This is a genomic window from Halomonas sp. BN3-1 (genome assembly GCF_003056325.1).
GTDB classification, from domain to species: Bacteria; Pseudomonadota; Gammaproteobacteria; order Pseudomonadales; family Halomonadaceae; genus Halomonas; species Halomonas litopenaei.
In genome coordinates, this window is record NZ_PYVV01000023.1 from 1 (window position 1) to 19,103 (window position 19,103).

At 65.5% G+C, this 19,103-nt stretch carries 16 protein-coding genes and 1 pseudogene; 6 read left to right on the forward strand and 11 right to left on the reverse strand.

Annotated elements, in window-relative coordinates:
- A pseudogene (locus C9F12_RS21385) lies at positions 1–681 on the reverse strand (hypothetical protein); the annotation flags it as partial.
- 274 nt (positions 682–955) lie between these two features.
- On the opposite strand from C9F12_RS21385, the gene C9F12_RS21390 reads away from it, so the two are divergent.
- The 5 genes from C9F12_RS21390 (at position 956) to C9F12_RS21410 (ending at position 5,994) form a co-directional block, all read left to right on the forward strand.
- On the forward strand, positions 956–2,419 hold the full coding sequence (locus tag C9F12_RS21390; RefSeq protein ID WP_108450148.1) for an aminotransferase: 1,464 nt from the start codon (positions 956–958) through the stop codon (positions 2,417–2,419).
- 124 nt (positions 2,420–2,543) lie between these two features.
- Positions 2,544–3,893, forward strand: coding sequence for a Na+/H+ antiporter NhaC family protein (locus tag C9F12_RS21395; RefSeq protein ID WP_108450149.1), 1,350 nt, complete (start codon positions 2,544–2,546; stop codon positions 3,891–3,893).
- Positions 3,894–3,901: 8 nt separating this feature from the next.
- On the forward strand, positions 3,902–5,074 hold the full coding sequence (gene aguA, locus C9F12_RS21400) for an agmatine deiminase (protein ID WP_108450150.1): 1,173 nt from the start codon (positions 3,902–3,904) through the stop codon (positions 5,072–5,074).
- A gap of 142 nt (positions 5,075–5,216) precedes the next feature.
- A complete protein-coding gene (locus C9F12_RS21405) occupies positions 5,217–5,465 on the forward strand; it encodes a hypothetical protein (RefSeq protein ID WP_045991247.1) in 249 nt (82 codons plus the stop codon).
- Between the two features lie 286 nt (positions 5,466–5,751).
- Entirely contained in the window at positions 5,752–5,994 is a 243-nt protein-coding gene (locus C9F12_RS21410; protein ID WP_045991248.1) for a hypothetical protein, read from the forward strand.
- Positions 5,995–6,057: 63 nt separating this feature from the next.
- Here the strand turns inward: C9F12_RS21410 and C9F12_RS21415 are convergent, their stop codons facing one another.
- The 4 genes from C9F12_RS21415 to C9F12_RS21430 all read right to left on the reverse strand — a co-directional run bounded on the left by C9F12_RS21415 (position 6,058) and on the right by C9F12_RS21430 (position 10,773).
- Positions 6,058–6,735, reverse strand: coding sequence for an extensin family protein (locus C9F12_RS21415; protein WP_108450151.1), 678 nt, complete (start codon positions 6,733–6,735; stop codon positions 6,058–6,060).
- Positions 6,736–6,831: 96 nt separating this feature from the next.
- The gene (locus C9F12_RS21420) at positions 6,832–7,011 is read right to left on the reverse strand and encodes a hypothetical protein (protein WP_045991250.1); all 180 of its coding nucleotides are present in this window, start codon (positions 7,009–7,011) and stop codon (positions 6,832–6,834) included.
- A gap of 147 nt (positions 7,012–7,158) precedes the next feature.
- Positions 7,159–8,808, reverse strand: coding sequence for a BCCT family transporter (locus C9F12_RS21425; protein WP_045991251.1), 1,650 nt, complete (start codon positions 8,806–8,808; stop codon positions 7,159–7,161).
- 297 nt (positions 8,809–9,105) lie between these two features.
- Positions 9,106–10,773 (reverse strand): BCCT family transporter, encoded by a 1,668-nt coding sequence (locus C9F12_RS21430; RefSeq protein WP_083970190.1) that lies wholly within the window; start codon positions 10,771–10,773, stop codon positions 9,106–9,108.
- Between the two features lie 456 nt (positions 10,774–11,229).
- Here C9F12_RS21430 and C9F12_RS21435 point away from each other — a divergent pair, with 456 nt between their 5' ends.
- Positions 11,230–12,225, forward strand: a complete 996-nt coding sequence (locus C9F12_RS21435; protein WP_108450152.1) for an LLM class flavin-dependent oxidoreductase — start codon at positions 11,230–11,232, stop codon at positions 12,223–12,225.
- Positions 12,226–12,256: 31 nt separating this feature from the next.
- On the opposite strand, the gene C9F12_RS21440 is transcribed toward C9F12_RS21435, so the two are convergent.
- The 6 genes from C9F12_RS21440 to C9F12_RS21465 all read right to left on the reverse strand — a co-directional run bounded on the left by C9F12_RS21440 (position 12,257) and on the right by C9F12_RS21465 (position 19,102).
- The gene (locus tag C9F12_RS21440; RefSeq protein ID WP_108450153.1) at positions 12,257–13,828 is read right to left on the reverse strand and encodes an amidase; all 1,572 of its coding nucleotides are present in this window, start codon (positions 13,826–13,828) and stop codon (positions 12,257–12,259) included.
- Positions 13,829–13,905: 77 nt separating this feature from the next.
- A complete protein-coding gene (gene xylB, locus C9F12_RS21445) occupies positions 13,906–15,378 on the reverse strand; it encodes a xylulokinase (RefSeq protein WP_108450154.1) in 1,473 nt (490 codons plus the stop codon).
- A gap of 61 nt (positions 15,379–15,439) precedes the next feature.
- On the reverse strand, positions 15,440–16,912 hold the full coding sequence (locus C9F12_RS21450; protein ID WP_108450155.1) for a mannitol dehydrogenase family protein: 1,473 nt from the start codon (positions 16,910–16,912) through the stop codon (positions 15,440–15,442).
- Between the two features lie 60 nt (positions 16,913–16,972).
- Complete coding sequence (locus tag C9F12_RS21455; protein ID WP_108450156.1) at positions 16,973–17,596, reverse strand: nucleoside triphosphate hydrolase; 624 nt, start codon at positions 17,594–17,596, stop codon at positions 16,973–16,975.
- Between the two features lie 25 nt (positions 17,597–17,621).
- Positions 17,622–18,425, reverse strand: a complete 804-nt coding sequence (locus tag C9F12_RS21460; protein ID WP_108450157.1) for an L-iditol 2-dehydrogenase — start codon at positions 18,423–18,425, stop codon at positions 17,622–17,624.
- A complete protein-coding gene (locus tag C9F12_RS21465; RefSeq protein ID WP_045991258.1) occupies positions 18,422–19,102 on the reverse strand; it encodes an HAD-IA family hydrolase in 681 nt (226 codons plus the stop codon). Before C9F12_RS21465 ends, C9F12_RS21460 begins: the two co-directional genes overlap by 4 nt.
- Position 19,103 lies beyond the last annotated feature (1 nt).

A 19,103-nucleotide genomic window follows, 5' to 3' on the forward strand; every position in this document is an offset into this window, starting at 1 on the left:
CGTCCCTATCGGCGGCGTCACCCCGGTGGGTGGCCGGAAGCCTGGCGGCACCGTCCCTATCGGCGGCGTCACCCCGGTGGGTGGCCGGAAGCCTGGCGGCACCGTCCCTATCGGCGGCGTCACCCCGGTGGGTGGCCGGAAGCCTGGCGGCACCGTCCCTATCGGCGGCGTCACCCCGCCAGGGCGGGAAAAATCCGGAAAGATCTTGCCGATGGGAGGGGTAATGCCCGGACGCTCCGGCATCGGGATCTGCCCGGCCGGCGGCAATGTGAAGCCACCCTTCTGGTTCTGGGTATCCAGCAGACAATCCTTGTTGCCCCCCAGATCCAGAAGCTTGTGCACACCACCGTTGCCGTTGGATACCACTGGCGACAGGGTCAGGTGCAGGCCGCCGGCATTGCGCGTCCACTCATCGACGCTCTGCTTTCCCTGCGCCGCCTCCAACCCGAAGTCACCCGGCGAGGTCCCCGACAACCACACCGAGCGCGAACCATCGTTGGTGACACCGACAAAAGCCAGCCCTCCCGAGGCACCACAGTTGGCGGCGATAGCGGGTAACGGGGCCGACATCAGAAAGGCGACAAGGGTGCCCAGGGCACGACGAGTAAAGGGTGGTGCTGGCAACATGGCAAAGTATCCGGACTGACCATTCAGCATCCGCCGCGCCAGAATCTGGGCCACCTCTTCCGGCACCTGCGGATCATTACGGCACAGCCTACACCAACGTCGGAGGATCGCTACGTCTGCCTCAAGTCTCGGTAGTGCCGTTTCGCGCACCCCTCTCTCAATCATGAGGTAGATCAAGGTCATGGCAACCTGAGTCGATCATAGGCTACCCCATCGGTGATACCGGCACTGCCGCCGCCTGACGGCCCGAGGAGACCTACCCTCATAAGGATATGTCATCGACAGGGGCAGTCTGGCGAGACTGGAGACCTTCCCAAGGAGGTTTCCAATGACAACACCCGACACTCGCCTCTCGTCCCGCCCCTCGACTCCCGTCGCCGACACGGCTCCGGTTCCGGCCCCAGTCCCAACAACAGTGGATGCCGAGACCCTGTGGCGCCAGGATCGGGACCACTTCGTCCATCCCTTCACCGACTTCAGCGTCTTCCACGACAAGGGCTGCGAGCTGATCACCGATGCCGAGGGCATCCACGTTCAGGACATTCACGGCAACCGCTTTATCGACGGCATCGCCGGGCTGTGGTGCGTCAACGTTGGCCACGGTCGTGCCGAGATCGGCCAGGCCATGGCCGAACAGGCCACCCGCATGGCCTACTTCTCGACCTTCAACAATCTGTCCAACGCACCGGCTACGCGGCTGGCCGCCAAGCTCGCCGAACTGGCCCCGGCCCACCTCAACCATGTCTTCTACAGCTGCGGAGGCTCCACCGCCAACGACGCCACCATCCGCCTGGTGCACTACTACTTCAACCGCCTGGGCAAGCCGAACAAGAAGCGTATCCTGTCGCGCCGCAACGCCTACCACGGCACCACCTACCTGGCCGCGAGCCTGACCGGCATCGAGAGCAACAACTGGGAATTCGACACCCTCGATGGTCTGGTCACCCATCTAAGCGAGGCCAACCTCTATCGTCGCCCCGAAGGCATGGATGAAGCACAGTACTGTGATCATCTGGTCGCGGAACTCGAGACCACCATCGCCGAGATCGGCGCCGACAATATCGCCGCCTTCATCGCCGAGCCGATCATGGGAGCCGGCGGCGTACTGGTGGCCCCCCGGGGCTATCACGCCCGCATGCAGGAGGTGCTGCGCGCCCACGACATCCTGTATATCGCCGACGAGGTGGTCACCGGCTTCGGTCGCCTCGGCCACATCTTCGCCTCGGAAGCGGTATTCGACACCCAGCCCGACGTCATCAACCTGGCCAAGGGCCTGTCCTCGGGCTATGCCCCGCTCGGCGCGACCCTGATCTCCGACCGCCTCTACGAGGTGCTGGGCACGCCCCAGGGCAAGGGCGGAGTACTCAGCACCGGCTTCACCTACTCCGGACATCCGGTCAGTTGCGCCGCGGCGCTCAAGAATATCGAGATCCTCGAGCGAGAAGAGCTTTGCGCCAACGTCCGCGAGGTCGGCCCCTATCTGGAGCAGGCACTGGCGACGCTGTCACGACATCCCACCGTCGGCGACGTGCGCGGCAGCCACTTCATGATGTGCATCGAGAACGTGGCCGACAAGGACACCAAGGCGCTGTTCCCGGTGGACGCGCGTGTCGGCGATCGGGTGGCCTTCGAGGCCCAGCAGCGCGGACTGATCATTCGTCCGGTGGGGCATCTCAACGTGATCTCGCCACCCCTGATCTGGACCCGCGACACCGTCGACGAGGCCGTCGCCATCCTCGACGAGGCGCTTGCCGCCACCGCCGAGTCCCTGCGTCGCGACGGCTATCTCTAGCCACGAATGCCCCTGCAACACGAGGCCGCACGCTTTCTTGCCGCGCGGCCAGCGCAGGACTCGCCCCTGCGCGATAGCTTCCGTCCAATAACAACCGTCGCCACAGGCGATACAAGGAGCTTGCATGGAAACCTACGGCGTCTGGAGCCTGGTTCCCACCCTGGTGGTGCTGGTCACCGCCATCATCACTCGTCGCACCATCGAATCACTGCTTGCCGGCTGCCTGGTCGGGCTCTTGATGATCGCCCCCAGCGAGGTCGTCACCCGCGGGTCGGACATCCTGCTCACGGTCCTCGGCAATGACACCGTCACCTGGATCATCCTGGTCTGCGGCCTGTTCGGCAGCTTGATCGCCCTGCTGGTCAAGACCGGCGGCGTGCTGAGCTTCGGTGACGCCATGACTCGGCGACTGCACAGTCGTCGCCAGAGCCTGCTGACCACCTGGGTGCTGGGGCTGGTGATCTTCGTCGACGATTACCTCAACGCCCTGACCATCAGCGCCTCGATGAAGAAGATCACCGATCGCTTCGGCGTCTCCCGCGAAAAGCTGGCCTATCTGGTGGATTCCACCGCCGCCCCGGTGTGCATCCTGGTGCCCTTCTCGACCTGGGCGGTGTTCTTCGCCGGCCTGCTCGAGGACAACAACGTCGCCGACAACGGCATGTCGCTGTACATCTCGGCGATCCCGTACATGGCCTACGCCTGGGTGGCGGCGGCCCTGGTGCCCCTGGTCGCGCTGGGCTGGCTGCCTGACATCGGCCCGATGAAGACCGCCGAGGCCCGTGCCAAGGCCGGCCAGCCGGTGCCCGATGGCGGCGAGGAGCACGCGCTGCAGATCGACACCAACTACGATGGCCAGAGCCCGCATCTGCTCAACTTCCTGCTGCCCATCGCCAGCCTGATCGTCGCCACCTGGTACTTCGATATCGACATCCTGCGCGGGGTCATCGTTGCCCTGGCCGTCACCCTGGTGCTGATCGCCGTCCAGCGTCTGCTGAGCTTCAATGACACCTTCGATACCGCCCTGGAAGGCTTCAAGGCGATGATCATGCCGCTGGGCACCCTGGTCGCCGGCTTCTCGCTCAAGGAGGTCAACGACGTCCTGGGCCTCACCGAGGTGGTGATCCAGGCGGTACAGCCGCTGATGACCGCCGGCCTGCTGCCCGCCGTGGTATTCGTCACCATGGCCTTCCTGGCCTTTGCCACCGGCTCCTTCTGGGGGCTGTTCGCGGTGGCCATGCCTATCGTGCTGCCGTTGGCGATCAGCATGGACGCCAATATGCCGCTGGTGGTCGGCGCCTTGATCTCGGCCAGCGCTTTCGGCAGCCACGCCTGCTTCTACGGGGACTCCACGGTGCTGTCGGCCCAGGGTAGCGGCTGCAGCCCCATGGCCCACGCCCTGACCCAGATCCCCTACGTGTTGATCGCCGCGGCCCTGGCCACCGGCGTGTTCCTGCTGATCGGATTCTTGTGAGAGCCTACATGAACCAGACACACCATTCGTCTTCACCGACCCCGGCCCCTATCGCGTCCCCTATCGCGTCGCGTTCCGCTGGCAGCGACGCGCACAGTCCCGCCCGACTTGGCTGGTCCATGCCGGCGGAATTCGCCCCTCACGACGCCTGCTGGATGCTGTGGCCCCAGCGCCCGGATACCTGGCGCCTGGGAGCCAAGCCCGCCCAACAGGCCTTCGTCGCGGTGGCCAGCGCCATCGCCGAGAGCGAGACCGTCTACGTGGGCGTCAACGACGATCAGTACGAAAACGCCCGTTATCAGCTTCCGGAATCGATTCGCGTGGTCGAACTATCCAGCAACGACGCCTGGATGCGGGACGTGGGCCCGACCTTTCTGACCCACCCCGAACATGGCCTGGCGGTGGTGGACTGGGAATTCAACGCCTGGGGCGGACTCAAGGGCGGACTTTACTTTCCCTGGGACAAGGACCGCCGGATCCGCCCCAAGATCGCCGAAATGCTGGGCATCCCCCGCTTCGATGCCGGTATCGTGCTGGAAGGCGGCGCCATTCACGTCGACGGCGAGGGCACCCTGATCACCACCGAGGAGTGCCTGCTCAACCCCAACCGCAACCCGGGTCTGGATCGCGCCGCCATGGAGGCGCGCCTGGGTGAGCAGTTGGGCATCAGCAAGGTCATCTGGCTTCCCCGGGGCTGCTACCTCGATGAAACCGACGGCCACGTCGACAATCTCTGCTGCTTTGTGGGCCCCGCCGAAGTTGCCTTGACCTGGTGCGACGACGCCGCGGACCCGGAGTACCAGATCTGTCGCGACGCCCTGGCGGTGCTGGAAGCCAGTACCGATGCCTGCGGTCGACCGTTTACCGTGCACCGCCTGCCCCAGCCCGGCCCGCTGTTTATCGGCGAAGACGAGGCCAGCGGCATCGACCGGCTCTCGAGCTCGCACCCACGCCAGCCCGGGGACCGCATGGCGGCCTCCTACGTCAACTTCTACATCGGCAATCGAGTGGTGGTCATGCCCCTGCTGGATGAACGCCGCGACAATGAGGCTCGCGACATTCTGGCGAGGCTTTTTCCCGAGCGTCGGGTGATCGGCGTGCCCGCCCGAGAGATCCTGCTCGGCGGCGGCAACGTCCACTGCATTACCCAACAACAGCCGAGGGATCCAAGACGTACCTGACAGGCGGGAGTCGTCGCCGGTGACGACACGGCACCAGAAAATGTCTGCTGAAAGCGACACCACATCGGAAAATCAAGGGGTTGTGCTCGGCTCTCTTGGTCAATAGGCTCGATATGGCACATAACAGCATAGGAGAAACATCATGAGGAAGGGTTCCATCAAGACACTCTCCAGCCTGCTGCTGGCCACTTTCATGACCTTGGGCCTCGCCGCCTGCGGCACCGGCACCGGTGAACGCGCCGCCAGTGGCGCTGGCGTGGGTGCCGCCGTAGGTGCCGGCGCCGCCGCCGCCACCGGGGGTGACGTCGCCGAAGGCGCCGTGATCGGCGGTGGCGTAGGCGCGGCCACCGGCGCCGCCACCGATGAGGACGACGTCGACCTGGACAACTAAGGTCCTGGGCCTGGGGCGAGGCGAGGGTGCCTCGTTCCAAACCTGCTCGACGCACAAGAACACCGCCGGCTTGCCGGCGGTGTTTCTGTATCTGGCCGGTCGGGTATCTCGCCCGGGTCTGTCCGGCCGGGTATCTGACCTGTCGTGTGTCTGACCTGGTTCGGCCAAGCGAGCACAGCTCCCACAATTGGCGCCAATTGGCGACAATTGCTGCATATTTGCTTCACTTGCTCCTTTCTGTGCCGTTGTTACTGTTAGAGTCATCCCCCAGCATGAGGACGACGACATGAAACTTCTGAAGATGACCGGGCTGAGCGCCACTGCCCTGACCATGGCCCTGGCACTGTCGGCCTGCGGTACCGGTACCGGAGAACGGGCGCTGAGTGGCGCGGGGGTCGGTGCAGCGGTAGGTGCCGGCGCGGCGGCCATCACCGGCGGCGACGTGGGCAAGGGCGCGGTCATCGGCGGCGGCGTGGGTGCGGCGACCGGTGCTGCCACCGATTCCCGGGACATCGACCTCAGTCGCTAGGGCCAGGCCCGAGGCGTCCGGGCAGCTTTCGACCCCGCCCCGATCCGAGCCAGGATGCCGCCCTCAGCGGCAGACCCGACCGCCCACGCCGAGATGAAAGTGATCGGCGTGGGCGGCATTGTAGTCAGGCCCCAGCACGGTGCCGAAGACCTTGCAGGCGCGCTGCCCCACTTCCTTCAGGAAACGTCCTTCGGCTCCCTTGCCCCAGTGGCCCGACAAGCTGACGCGACGACCGTCCTCGAGTTCGAAGGCGGCCACATCCAGGGCCTCGGCACTGGCATGCTGGCTGCGACGTCCCTCGGCTCGACCATAGATGTTGCGGCAGGCGAAGCTGCCGAAGTGTTCGATCTGGGCCACGTCCACGCCAAGGTGGGCACGCGCAGCGGCGCTGAGCTCATGACGCTCGAACACCGCCCAGGCCACCGCCAGCGGGCAGCGTGTCATCACGCTCGGCTGCATGCGCGACTGGCCTCCGGCGTAGCGCACCAGATTGGAAAGCTCGCACTGGCCCCGGGTGACGTCATCCAGTGGGGTAAATCGCTGGGGCGGGTCCGCCGCCAGCACCGCACGGCAGGCCTCGGGGTCATCCGCCAGCCGCGCAAGCTTCCAGCCGAGGAAAGGACCAGGCGGCGTCTCGATCGATATCGGAGTCCAGGGCAACCAGCGATCCGGAATTGCGATCATCCCCTTGTCCAGGGCAACGCCCAACACCAGCAGCATGATCAACAGCCACTGCCCCATATAGTTCCTTCCTGTGCCCGACCCTTTCTGTGCCCAACCCTTCCTGCGCCCGACCCTTGGCCACGGTTCATCCCACGACCGGGGCGTCGAGTACGATCAAGGGTCCACCAACAAGGATAGCGCCAGAGCGACGATACCGACCGTCACGGCGGTTACCACCGCCAGGATGACGATACGGTCCAGCCAGCGATCGAAGGTGACCCAGTTGAATGTCAGCCGCCTGCGACGAGACGGAGGCCCGCGGCGGGTCGCGCCGCGGGCAGGGGGTGAAGACATGGCCGAGATCCTTCCGACGATACCCTGAGCTTACGTCCTGGCACTCTTCCTGACTACCAATGCATCGTAGATACTGCATTTTGCGCCAAGTTTCGTTTGACGGTGCTCGCCCGGGGTCACAGATCGCCGGTGCCGGTCGACGTCACCTCAGTGGTTGATGCGCCGGTTGACCACGTTGGGGGCGCGCCGCAGACGCTCCTCCTCGGCCAGATTGCCGGCCTCGAACGGATCCGCGCCCACCGGGGTCTCGCCATGCTGACGGTACAGCTGTGACAGCATGTTGCGGCGATCCGCCTGCAGTTCCTTGACCAGCACGAACATCATCCCGAACAGGATGAACGAGAACGGCAGGGCCGCCAGCACGGCGGCAGACTGCAGTCCCTTGAGCCCACCTGCAACGATCAGCGTCAGACAGATGGCGGCAATCAACAGCCCCCAGCAGATCCGCTTGTACAGCGGCGGCGCGATGGAGCCATGGTCGGTCATCTGGGCGACGATAAAGGAGGCGGAGTCTGCCGAGGTGACCAGAAAGATGAAGATCAGGATCATGGCGAGCACCGACAGCACCGTGGAAAACGGCATCAGGTCGAACATCTCGAACAGTGCCACGGTGATATTGTCCTGGGTGGCGGCGGCCAGGCCGGCATCACCGCCCAGCTCCATATGCAGGGCCGCCCCGCCGAACACCCCGATCCACAGACACGCCAGCAGCGGCGGCACCACCAGCACACCGAGTACGTATTCGCGGATGGTCCGCCCCCGCGAGACCCGAGCCACGAAGGTGCCGACAAAGGGCGACCAGGCGATCACCCACGCCCAGTAGAAGATGGTCCAGCTGGAAGCCCAGGGGTCATCGTTGTAGGGCGACATCTTGAGGCTCATGCCGATGAAGTTCTGCAGGTAGTCGCCGATGCCCAGGGTGATGGTCTCGAGGATCTTGACCGTGGGGCCGGTGAACAGCACGTACAGCATCATCGCGATGCACAGCGCCATATTGAGGTTGGACAATCGCTTGATGCCCTTGTCGAGCCCCGACCAGGTCGAGGCCATGTACGCCACGAACATCACCCCGAGGATGCCTGCCTGCCAAAGGCCGCTTTCCGGCAGTCCGAAGACCGCATTGAGGCCACCATTGACCTGCAGTACCCCGAGTCCCAGCGAGGTCGCCACCCCCATCACCGTGGCGACCACGGCGAAGATGTCGAGCCAGTCGGTGTAGGGGCGCAGCGCCGGGCGCTTGGCGGTCATCGACGACAGCACCGAGGAAACCAGCCCGGCCTGGTCCTTGCGAAACTGGAAGTAGGCGATGATCAGCCCGACCAGCGAGAATGCCGCCCACTGGTGCACCCCCCAGTTGAAGTAGCTCATCTGGATGGCGTAGCGCGCCGCTTCCACGCTTTCGGCGGGGACCGCGCCATAGGGAGGCTCGGCGAAGTGGGTCATGGGCTCGGCCATGCCGTAGAACACCAGACCGACGCCGAAGCCGGCCGCCAGCAACATGCTGATCCAGGAAAAGGTGCCGTAGGTGGGGGTGCTATCCTGGGGCCCCAGGCGCACCTTGCCGTACTTGCTCATCGCCAGCGCCACCAGAAAGATGACGAAGGCGAACACCGCCATCAGGTAGAACCAGCCAAAGTAGTGGGTCACCTGGCTCAGCGCGGTGTTGGCGGCGTCACCGAAGGCGTCGGGGAAACTGGCGCCCACGGCGACCAGGGCGATGATGATAAGGGCAGATAGACGAAAGACGCGATCCTTGCCAGACAGCGGCAGGCGCTCCTGCAGCGCTCGACCGTTCATGGACACTCCTTGCCAGACGGCGGTCATGATGTGAGGGGCGTAGCACCCTAACAAAAGTCGGACTCTCCATCACGGTAGGCGAATATTCGATTCGGCACAAAAAATTGCCAGCACCCTGGGGTACCGGCAATAGCGCCGGAAATAGTGCCGGCAATAGTGTTGTCAGATAACGACATAGCAGAAGGCCCGCCATGGGGCGGGCCTTCTGGTTTCCTGCGGTCAGGTCTGGCTCCGCCTGTCCCTTACCAGCCGGGGCCATCACAGACGGGTGATCGAGGCCCGGCCGCCGCCACGTGGTTACTGCGGTTTCGGTGTGGCCATCGCCTCGCTGGAGCCACCCTCCTCACTGTCATCCATTTTCAGCGCTTCCTCGGGGGGCTCCATGCCTTCGGTCTTGGCCTGGTCACGCGCCTCGAAGGCGTCTGCACCGACCGGCATCTCGCGGTAGTGCTGATAGAGACCGTCGAGCATCAGCTTGCGATCCTTGCGCAGCTCTCTCACCAGTACGATCACCATCATGTAGAGGATGAAGGTGAACGGCAGCGCCGACAGTACCGATGCCGACTGCAGTCCCTTGAGGCCGCCAGCGGCGATCAGCGTCAGGCAGATGGCGGCGATCAGCACACCCCACAGCACCCGCTTGTAGAGGGGAGGATTGATCGAGCCGTTGTCGGTCATCTGGGCAACGATATAGGACGCCGAGTCTGCCGAGGTCACCAGGAAGATGAAGATCAGCATCATCGCCATCACCGACAAGAGTCCCGAGAAGGGCATCAGATCGAACATCTCGAACAGCGCCACGGTGATGTTGTCCTGGGTCGCCTGGGCCAGGCCGAGGCCCTCGTTGGCCAGTTCCATATGGATGGCGGTGCCACCGAACACGCCCAGCCACAGGCAGGCCAGCAGTGGCGGCACGAACAGCACGCCGAACACGTACTCCTTGATGGTGCGCCCCTTGGAGATGCGCGCCACGAAGGTACCGACAAAGGGCGACCAGGCGATGACCCAGGCCCAGTAGAAGATGGTCCAGTTCTGGGCCCAGGGATTATCGTTGTAGGGCGACATGCGCAGGCTCATCACGAAGAAGTTCTGCAGGTAGTCGCCCAGTCCCAGGGTGATGGTCTCCAGCAGCTTGATGGTGGGGCCGGTGGCCAGCACGTAGACCATCATGGCGATACACATGATCATGTTGAGGTTGGACAGTCGCTTGATCCCCTTGTCCAGGCCCGACCAGGTGGATGCCATGTAGGCCAGGAACATGCAGAACAGGATGATGAACTGCCACAGGCCGTTCTCCGGAATGCCGAACACCGCGTGCAGACCGCCGTTGGTCTGCAGCACGCCCAGCCCCAGCGAGGTCGCCACCCCCATCACCGTGGCCACCACGGCAAAGACGTCCAGGGCGCCGTTGAACTTGCGCAGCCCCGGTCGCTTGGCGGTCAGCGGACGCAGCACCACGGACACCAGGCCCGCCTGCTCCTTGCGAAACTGGTAGTAGGCGATGATCAAGCCCACCAGGGCGAAGGCCGCCCACTGATGAATCCCCCAGTTGAAGAAGCTGTACTGAATCGCGTAGCGGGCCGACTCCGCGCTTTCCGGCGTCATGTCGGCGTAGGGTGGTGCAATATAGTGGGTCATGGGCTCGGCCATGCCGTAGAACACCAGGCCAACCCCGAAGCCGGCGGCCAGCAGCATGCTGACCCAGGAAAAGAAGCCGTATTCTGGCTTGCCGTCCTGCGGCCCCAGGCGCACCTTGCCGTACTTGCTCACGGCAAGGCCGAGCAGAAATACCACGATGCCGGTGACCGACAGCAGATAGAACCAGCCAAAATAGTGGGATACGCCTCCCAGGGCGCGACTGGCGACTTCGCCGAAACCTTCAGGGAACATGGCCCCCAGGGCCACCAGGATCAGGATGATGATCGCGGAGACGTAAAAGACCCGCTGTCCTTCATTGCGTTGCATATCGCCTTCCTTTTGTTCGACTGCTTGTTGGAAGGCCTGTGCAGCGCCGCTCCGGCGAAGACCACGCTCGGACGCTCCTTATCGAACGCTTCTGCCCGGGCATTCGCCGAGCAGCCTTTGCAGACCCGTACTTTGATAACAGTTAGGTTGTTATCTATCATCCCCGGGCAGCCCACCGATCCGGCTTGGCACTAAGCTGACACTGGACTGCCACTGGAGAGTCGAAGCACCGATGAGGCACCTCGGTGACATCATAGTGAAGTTCGCCACCAAGACAGCGGAATCCACCGCCCGCCAGTCGGCGCAGCAAAACATCCGCCAAATTCGTCGCCTCAGGTACGAATTTTCCCGGCCAAAAGCCCGGCTACAGGCCCGGCCAGAAACCTGACCAAGAACCCGGCCAGAAACTCGGCCCAAAACTCGGCCCAAAACTCGGCCCAAGAAAAGGAGAGCCCCATGGCCCGTCTCGACACTATGCCCCTTTCGGTCCTGGACCTGGCGCCGATCCGGGATGGAGGCACCGTCGCCGACAGCTTCCACGACAGCGTTGCCCTGGCCCGCCTGAGCGAATCGCTTGGCTTCACCCGCTACTGGCTGGCCGAACATCATGGGCTGGAGGGGATCGCCAGCGCGGCGACCTCGGTACTGATCGGACACCTGGCGGAGAAGACCTCACGCATCCGCGTGGGCAGCGGCGGCATCATGCTGCCGAACCATCCACCGCTGGTGATCGCCGAACAGTTCGGCACCCTGGAGACGCTCTATCCGGGCCGCATTGACCTGGGACTGGGCCGGGCTCCGGGCTCGGACGCGGCCACCATGGCGGCGATGCGCCGCGATCCACACGCTGGCGTCGAGGACTTCCCCCAGCGTCTGGCCGAACTGGAAGGCTTTCTTGGGGAGGCCCGACCGGAGCAGCGGGTCCGGGCGGTGCCCGGCCAGGGCACCCGAGTACCGATCTGGCTGTTGGGCTCGAGCCTGTACAGCGCCCAGCTGGCCGCCCACAAGGGGCTGCCCTTTGCCTTCGCCGCCCAGTTCGCCCCGGCCCAGCTCGACGAAGCGCTGGCCATCTATCGCCGCGACTTCCGCCCCTCCGAGGTGCTCGCGGCGCCCTACGCCATGGTCGGTCTGCCGGTGCTGGCCGCCGCCACGGACGAGCGCGCCGACTACCTCGCCAGCACCGCAAGACAGAAGTTTCTGGGCCTGATTCGCGGCCAGCGCGGACGCGCCCGGCCACCGGTGGCGACGCTGGACTGGACCCCCATGGAGCGCGCCCAGGTGGAAGGGTTTCTTGGCGCCGCGGTGATCGGCAGCCCGGCGACGGTGCGCGACGGTCTGGAGCGCCTGCTCGAACGCACCCAGGCCGATGAGCTGATGATCAACACCGACACCTATGCCCTGGAGGATCGCCTCGAGAGCTACCGCCTGGTCGCTGAGGTATGGCAAGGCTGAGCCCCGCCAGGCAACGTGGCGCGACGGGGCCTCAACGCGGAGGCTGAGCCTTGGGCGTACGCCATTCGGGCTCGCGCTCGAGCCAGTCGGGTGCGGCCTGCTCGAAGGCATGAGCCCAGCGCAGCAGGTCGCGATCACGGCGATGGGGAGCGATGAGCTGGACGCCCATGGCCTGGCCGTGCGGGTTGAAGCCTGCGGGCAGATTGATCACCGGGCACCCCGACAGGGAGCCGGCGATCACCACCTCCATCCAGCGATGGTAGGTGTCCATCGTTCGCCCGGCGATCTGCCCGGGCCAGGGTGTGTCGACGTCGAAGGCAAATACCTGGGCGCTGGGCAGGGCCAGCGCATCGAAGCGCTCGAACAGTCCGAGCAGACAGGCGTACCAGGCACTGCGCTCGACGTTGGCGCGGTGCACATCCAGCGCCGTTCGGCCCATGCCCTGCTCGACCTCCCAGCAGGCCTCGGGCTTGAGCTGGCAACGACGGCTATCGTCGGCCCAGACCTCTGACAGACTGCCCGCCACCGCCCACTGGCGCAGCACCAGCCAGCTTTGCCACAGCCGCTCGGGTGACATCTCCGGCACCACCGGCTCGACCCGGGCACCGAGGCGCTCGAACACCGACAGCGCCCCCTGGCAGACGTCCAGCACACCCTCTTCCATCGCCAGGTAGCCCTGCCAGTCGCCGAGCCAGCCGATACGCAGGCCCGACGCCGCGTCAGCGTCATCGAACGGATCGGCGAGACGCTCGGGATCATCGGCGAGTGACAGGGGAGCGCGGGGGTGGGCCCCGGCCTGGGTCGCCAGCAGCCTGGCAAGGTCGCCGACGCTGCGCGCCATGGGACCTTCGGTGGCCAGCTGATGGCCGAAGATATCAGGGCCTGGACCATGGGGAACGCGACCGAAGGAAGGCCTCATCCCGAACAGGTTGTGGTAGGCGGCGGGGTTTCGCAAAGACCCCATCATGTCGCTGCCATCGGCCACCGGCAGCATGCGCATGGCCAGGGCGGCAGCGGCCCCGCCGCTGGAGCCACCGGCGCACAGGGCGGGATCGAAGGCGTTGCGGGTCGCGCCGAAGACGCGGTTGTAGGTCTGGGAACCGAGGCCAAACTCCGGCGTGTTGGTCTTGCCGACAAAGATGGCGCCGGCCTCGCGCATCCGCCTGACCATGATGCCGTCCTGCTGTGGCACCTGACCCTTGAACAAGGGCGAGCCCATCGAGGTCGGCAGGTCACGCGTGGCCGAAAGGTCCTTGATCGCCTGGGGAATGCCGTGGAGCCAGCCGCGAGAGCGCCCCGCCGCCAGTTCGCGGTCGCACTCCCCGGCCTCTTCCATCAGCACCTCGTGGTCTCGGTGAGAGACGATGGCGTTGACCACCGGGTTGGCCGCGTCGATCTGCGCCAGGTAAGCGTCCATCACCTCGCGGCAACTGAGCTCCCGTGCATGGATCGCCCGAGACAGCGAAAGCGCCCCCAGGGCCAGGATTTCACGCTGGGCAGGGCTGGTGGCGCCCTCGCCCACGGACAGAGCAGAGGATGAAGCGCCGGGCGGTGAGGTGGGCGAATCAGACGGTGAAGGTGACGATGGCGGTGGAATAGGCATGGCGTCCTCGCTGCACGGCATTGAGACGAGCGGGCTGGCCCGACATGTTCCAACGCTAGCGGGCGGAGCCTCAGCTGTCATCCATGCAAACGGTCGAGGGCGACCAGCCAGCCCAGGTAGACCTCACCATAGCGCTTGACTCGGCCTGCGTCGGGCTCGGCCCGGGAACCTTCATCCAGCTGCACCAGCGTCTGACACAGCTCGTCCAGCTCGCCCTCCCTGGCACACCAGGCCGCCTGGATGGCGCCGCCAAGCGCGGCGGCATCGGTCACCCGGGGGCACACCACCTCGGTGGCGGTAATGTCCGCCACCATCTGGCGCCAGGCGGCGCTGTGGGCGCCGCCGCCGATCAGCCGAATCTGGCGTGCCTGGTCAGCCAGCGGCCCCATCAGGTCAAGGCCGTAGCGCAGACAGAAGGTGGCGCCCTCCACCACCGCGCGACACAGATGGGCGGGGCTGGTGTTGCGGCTGGTCAGGCCGAGAAAGGAGGCGCTGGCCTCGGGCAGGCTCGGTACCCGTTCGCCGTTGAAGAACGGCAAGACCGTCACGCCATCGGCGCCGACAGGCGCCTGGGCCAGGGCCTGGTTGAAGCCCGCCAGGTCGAGACCGAACAGCTCACGCACGCGATTGGTGGCCGAGGTGGTATTCATGGTGCAGACCAGCGGCAGCCAGCCCGCGTGGCTGGCGCAGAAGTTGGCGACCATGGCCGAATCGGCCAGCACCGGGTGATCGGAGTGGGCGCAGACGGTGCCCGAGGTGCCAAGGCTCATGGTTACCTTGCCCGGCACGATGTTGCCGGTGCCGATGGCGCCGAGCATATTGTCTCCGCCGCCGCTGGCGACCGCGACGCCAGGGGAAAGCCCCAGCTCCCGGGCCAGCACCGGCCGGACCTGCCCTGCCGTGTCGCGGGAATCGATCAGTCTTGGCAGCACCCGGGCCGGGTCCAGCTCAGGGGCGATCCACTGCCACACCTCAGGACTCCAGCGCCGTGAGCGACTATCGAAATAGCCGGTACCCGAGGCGTCTCCCGCCTCGCTGACACGCTCGCCGGTCAACCACAGATTGAGGTAGTCGTGGGGTAACAGCACGCCATCCACGCGATCATAGATGTCGCGATGGTGCTCGCGCAGCCAGGCCACCTTGGAGGCGGTGTAGCCGGTCTGAGGCACCAGGCCGAGCCGCGCCAGGCAGCCCTCTTCCCCGCCCAGAGCGCCGATCAGGGCCTGGTTGTGGGCATGGGTCTCGGTATCGCACCACAGCTTGGCCGGGTACAGCACCTGGTCCCTGGCATCCAGCGCCACCATGCCATGCTGCTGGCCGGAGACACCGATGCCGCGGATATCACCGGCGCTGACACCGGCCGACGCGATCGCCGCGTGGAAGGCGCCGATAAAGGCCTCGATCCACTGTGCCGGGTCCTGCTCGCGCCGTCCTCTGGCGCCCTCGATCATGCGGTGGGGTCGACTGGCCTCGCCGATGGTGGCGCCACGCGCCAGATCCACCACCACCACCTTGGTGCTCTGGGTGCCACAATCCACACCGAGATACATGAAAAGATTCCTCGTTGGCGCATCGACACGGTGCGTCGAAGCCGACGCGCTCAGCGGTGGGTCAGGACGCCAGCGCCTCCAGGGTCGCCCTGGCGCCCTTGTCCTGCAACAGCTTCAGCGCCTCGACGTAGGCCACCACGAAGCGCGGCGAGTCGGCGAGATCCCCGAACAGCTCACGGTTCTCGATAAAGGCGGTGGGGTGCTCGCGCTGGGAACCGGCGAGCTCGGTCAGCCGATCCTTCCAGCGATCGACGATCACGATGGGCTGGCCCTGCTCGTCCACGCCTTCGGCGTAGCGCGCCCAGCTTGCCACCACCGCGGCAGAACGCTTGAGTTCGCCGCCGTGTTCGAGCTGGTGACGAATGACCGGCAACAGCCACTTCGGGATTCGGTCCGAGCTTTCAGCACAAAGCCGCGATAGCGTGTCTCTCACCTCGGGATTGGCGAAGCGCTCGATCAGGGTGTGCCGGTACTGATCGAGATCGACGCCAGGGACCGGAGGCAGTGTCGGGCTGCCCTCCTCGGCCATGTAGCCAAGCAGGAAGTCGATGAACAGCGGGTCCTGACAGACCTCATGGGCGTAACGATAGCCGGCCAGATAGCCGACATAGCAAAGCGCCTGGTGGCCTGCGTTGAGCAACCTGAGCTTCATCAGCTCGTAGGGCTCGACGTCCTCGACCAGCTGCACGCCGACCTCATCAAACGCCGGTCGGTCACTGGCAAAATGATCCTCCAGCACCCATTGGGTGAAGGGTTCGCAGATCACCGGCCAGGCGTCTTCCAGTCCGAAGCGCTCGGAAAGCTCCTCGATGTCGCCCGGCGTGGTCATCGGCGTGATGCGATCGACCATTGAACTGGGGAAAGGCACTTCCGCCTCGACGTACTGCCCGAGCGCGCGATCACGAGCGTAGGCAAAGGCCGTGAACATGCGCCTCGCTACCTCGCCGTTGCCCGGGATGTTGTCGCAGGACATCACCGTGAAGGGCGGGATGCCGCGCTCGCGCCGGCGCTCGATCGCCGCGACGATCAGGCCAAAACTGGTACGCGGACGCTCGGGGTTGCACAGGTCATACACCACCTCGGCGGCATCGAGATCGAACTCGCCGGTGACCGGGTGGACGTTGTAGCCACCCTCGGTCACCGTCAACGAGACGATCCGGATGGTCGGGTCCGACAGTGTCTCTATCACCGCCTCGGGGTCGTCCGGCGCGAAGCGGTAATCGATGATCGAACCGATGACGCGGGGTTCCAGCGCGCCATCGGGATGCTTGACCACCAGGGTATAGAGGTGGTCCTGGCTGGCCAGCGCCTCCTGCATGCGCTTGTCGCCTGGCATCACGCCGATGCCGACGATACCCCAGTCATGGGCCTGCCCGGCTTCCATCAGACGATCCAGGTACATGGCCTGATGGGCCCGATGAAAACCGCCGACGCCGAAATGGGCGATGCCCGGTGTCAGCGCCCGACGATCGTAGCTGGGCACCGAGATATGCGGAGCGAGGCCAGCCAGTTCCGCGTTGCAAAGTCGTGTCATGAAGGCTCTCCGCCAGATGAACAATGAGAAAGCAGAGCCGCTTTCCAAAAATGGGATTGGCTAGTGCCAGTGGAGATCGGCGGTGATCGAGCGGGTCTTGATCAGGCGCGCGTTGAGCATGTCCTTGTCCCGGGTCTTGGCGATGGCCCCGGCCTGGTCCTGGCCCATGCCGAGCCAGCGCTCGATCAATCGCTGCTCGAGCACCGTATCGGCGACCTCGAGAAACAGGCTGAAGTCGAAGTAGTCCGCCAGCGCCGGCCAGGGCCCGTGATCCAGCAGCAGGTAGTTGCCCTCGACGATCAGCACCCGATGACCGGGCGTGATCACCCGGGCGCCCGCACGCGCCAGGTCCAGCGGTCGGTCGAATACCGGTACGGCCACGTCCCGGTCGGCTCGCTTCAGCCGCGCCAGGTCATGGCGCAGGCCATCCACATCGAAGGTTTCCGGCGCGCCCTTGATGGGCAGCAGCCCCTGCGATTCCAGCACGCCGTTGTCGAAGTGATAGCCATCCATGGGCACCACCTCGGCGACGCCGGGTTGCCGCTCGTTGAGCTGACGCGCCAGCCAGGCGGAGCGAAAGGACTTGCCGGCCCCCGGCGGGCCGGCCATAGCAACGATATAGCGCGCCCTGCCCTCGCTGCGCGTCAGCAGTTCGTCAGCGATCGCTTCCATGGTGGGGGTCATCTGTCACCTCGCTCGTGCCCGTGGCTCAACTCATCCAATTGCCGCCATCGACGTTCAGGGTCTGGGCGATGACATAGTCGCTGTCGGCGCTGGCCAGAAACACCGCAGCGCCGGCGTAATCGTCCGGTCGCCCCATGCGGCCAAAGGGCACCGCCTCGCCGACCAGTCGCTTCTTCTCGCCCAAGGGGCGTCCCTCGTAGCGGGCGAACAGGGCGTCGACCTCGTCCCACATGGGGGTATCGACCACCCCCGGGGCGATAGCGTTGACACGGATACCGTGGCGAATCAGGTCCAGCGCGCAGGACTGGGTCAGACTGATCACCGCTGCCTTGGTGGCGCAGTAGGTGCTGACCAGAGGCTCGCCACGCCGCCCGGCCTGGGAGGCCATGTTGATGACGACACCGCCACGTTTCGCCTCGACCATGGCCCTGGCCACCGCCTGCAGGGTGAAGAACAGTCCCTTGACGTTGACCGCGAACTGGCGCTCGAAGTCGGCCTCATCCACCTCGAGCACCGGCGCCATGCCAAATACCGCCGCATTATTGACCAGCACGTCGATAGCGCCAAAACGTTTCTCTACCTTTCGAACCATAGCAGTGATGGCGGCGTTGTCGCGGACATCCAGCGCAGTACCCATCGCACGCTCGCGGTCGAAACCTTCCAGCGCCTCGTCGATGGCCTCGCTGTCGAGATCGGCGATCACCACGCGCGCGCCCTCCTCGGCGTAACGCCGGGCGATGGCGAGCCCGATCCCGCGTGCACCACCGGTGATCACGGCGGTCTTGTCCTGGAGCTTGCCCGCCACCGGGCCAACAGAGCCGTCTTTCATGCGCTGGCCTGCTGACGCTGCTGCCAGTTGGACACCAGGGCGGGCAATTGCGCCATATGGGTCATCACCTGCCACACACCGAGTTGGCTCAGCCGTTCGGCGTGATCGGCGGGCAGATGGCTTGCCCCGACGAAGCCGATGACCGTCATGCCGGCGGCCAGCGCGGCGCTGGCACCGGCGATGGAGTCCTCGACCACCAGGCAGGCACCAGGGCTGACCCCCAGGGTCTCGGCGGCCAGCAGGTAGACGCCGGGATCGGGCTTGGGCTTGTCGACCTGCTCGGCACAGAAGATCGGCGCCGTGCCCAGCACCTGATCCAGACCAGTGCGCGACAACGAGGCGACGACCCGCTGACGACGACTGTTGGAGACCACCGCCTTGGCACCGGGAATCGCCGACAGCGCCTGCGCCACGCCATCGATGGCGGTGAGTTCGCGAGCGAGGCGGGCTTCGATCTCGTCGTCGAGCAGGGCCAGCGCGTCCTTGGGCAGCGCGTGGGCGCTCTGGCCGTCGAGAAGTTCGAGAATCGCCGCGGTGGTGCGGCCCAGGGCTTCATTCAGGGCCGCCTCGACGTCGAGGTCGGGTAGCCACTCGGCCAGCCGCTCGGCCAGGGTCGCCTCGGCGATCACCTCACTGTCCACCAGCACGCCATCGCAGTCGAAGATCAGGGTCGTCATG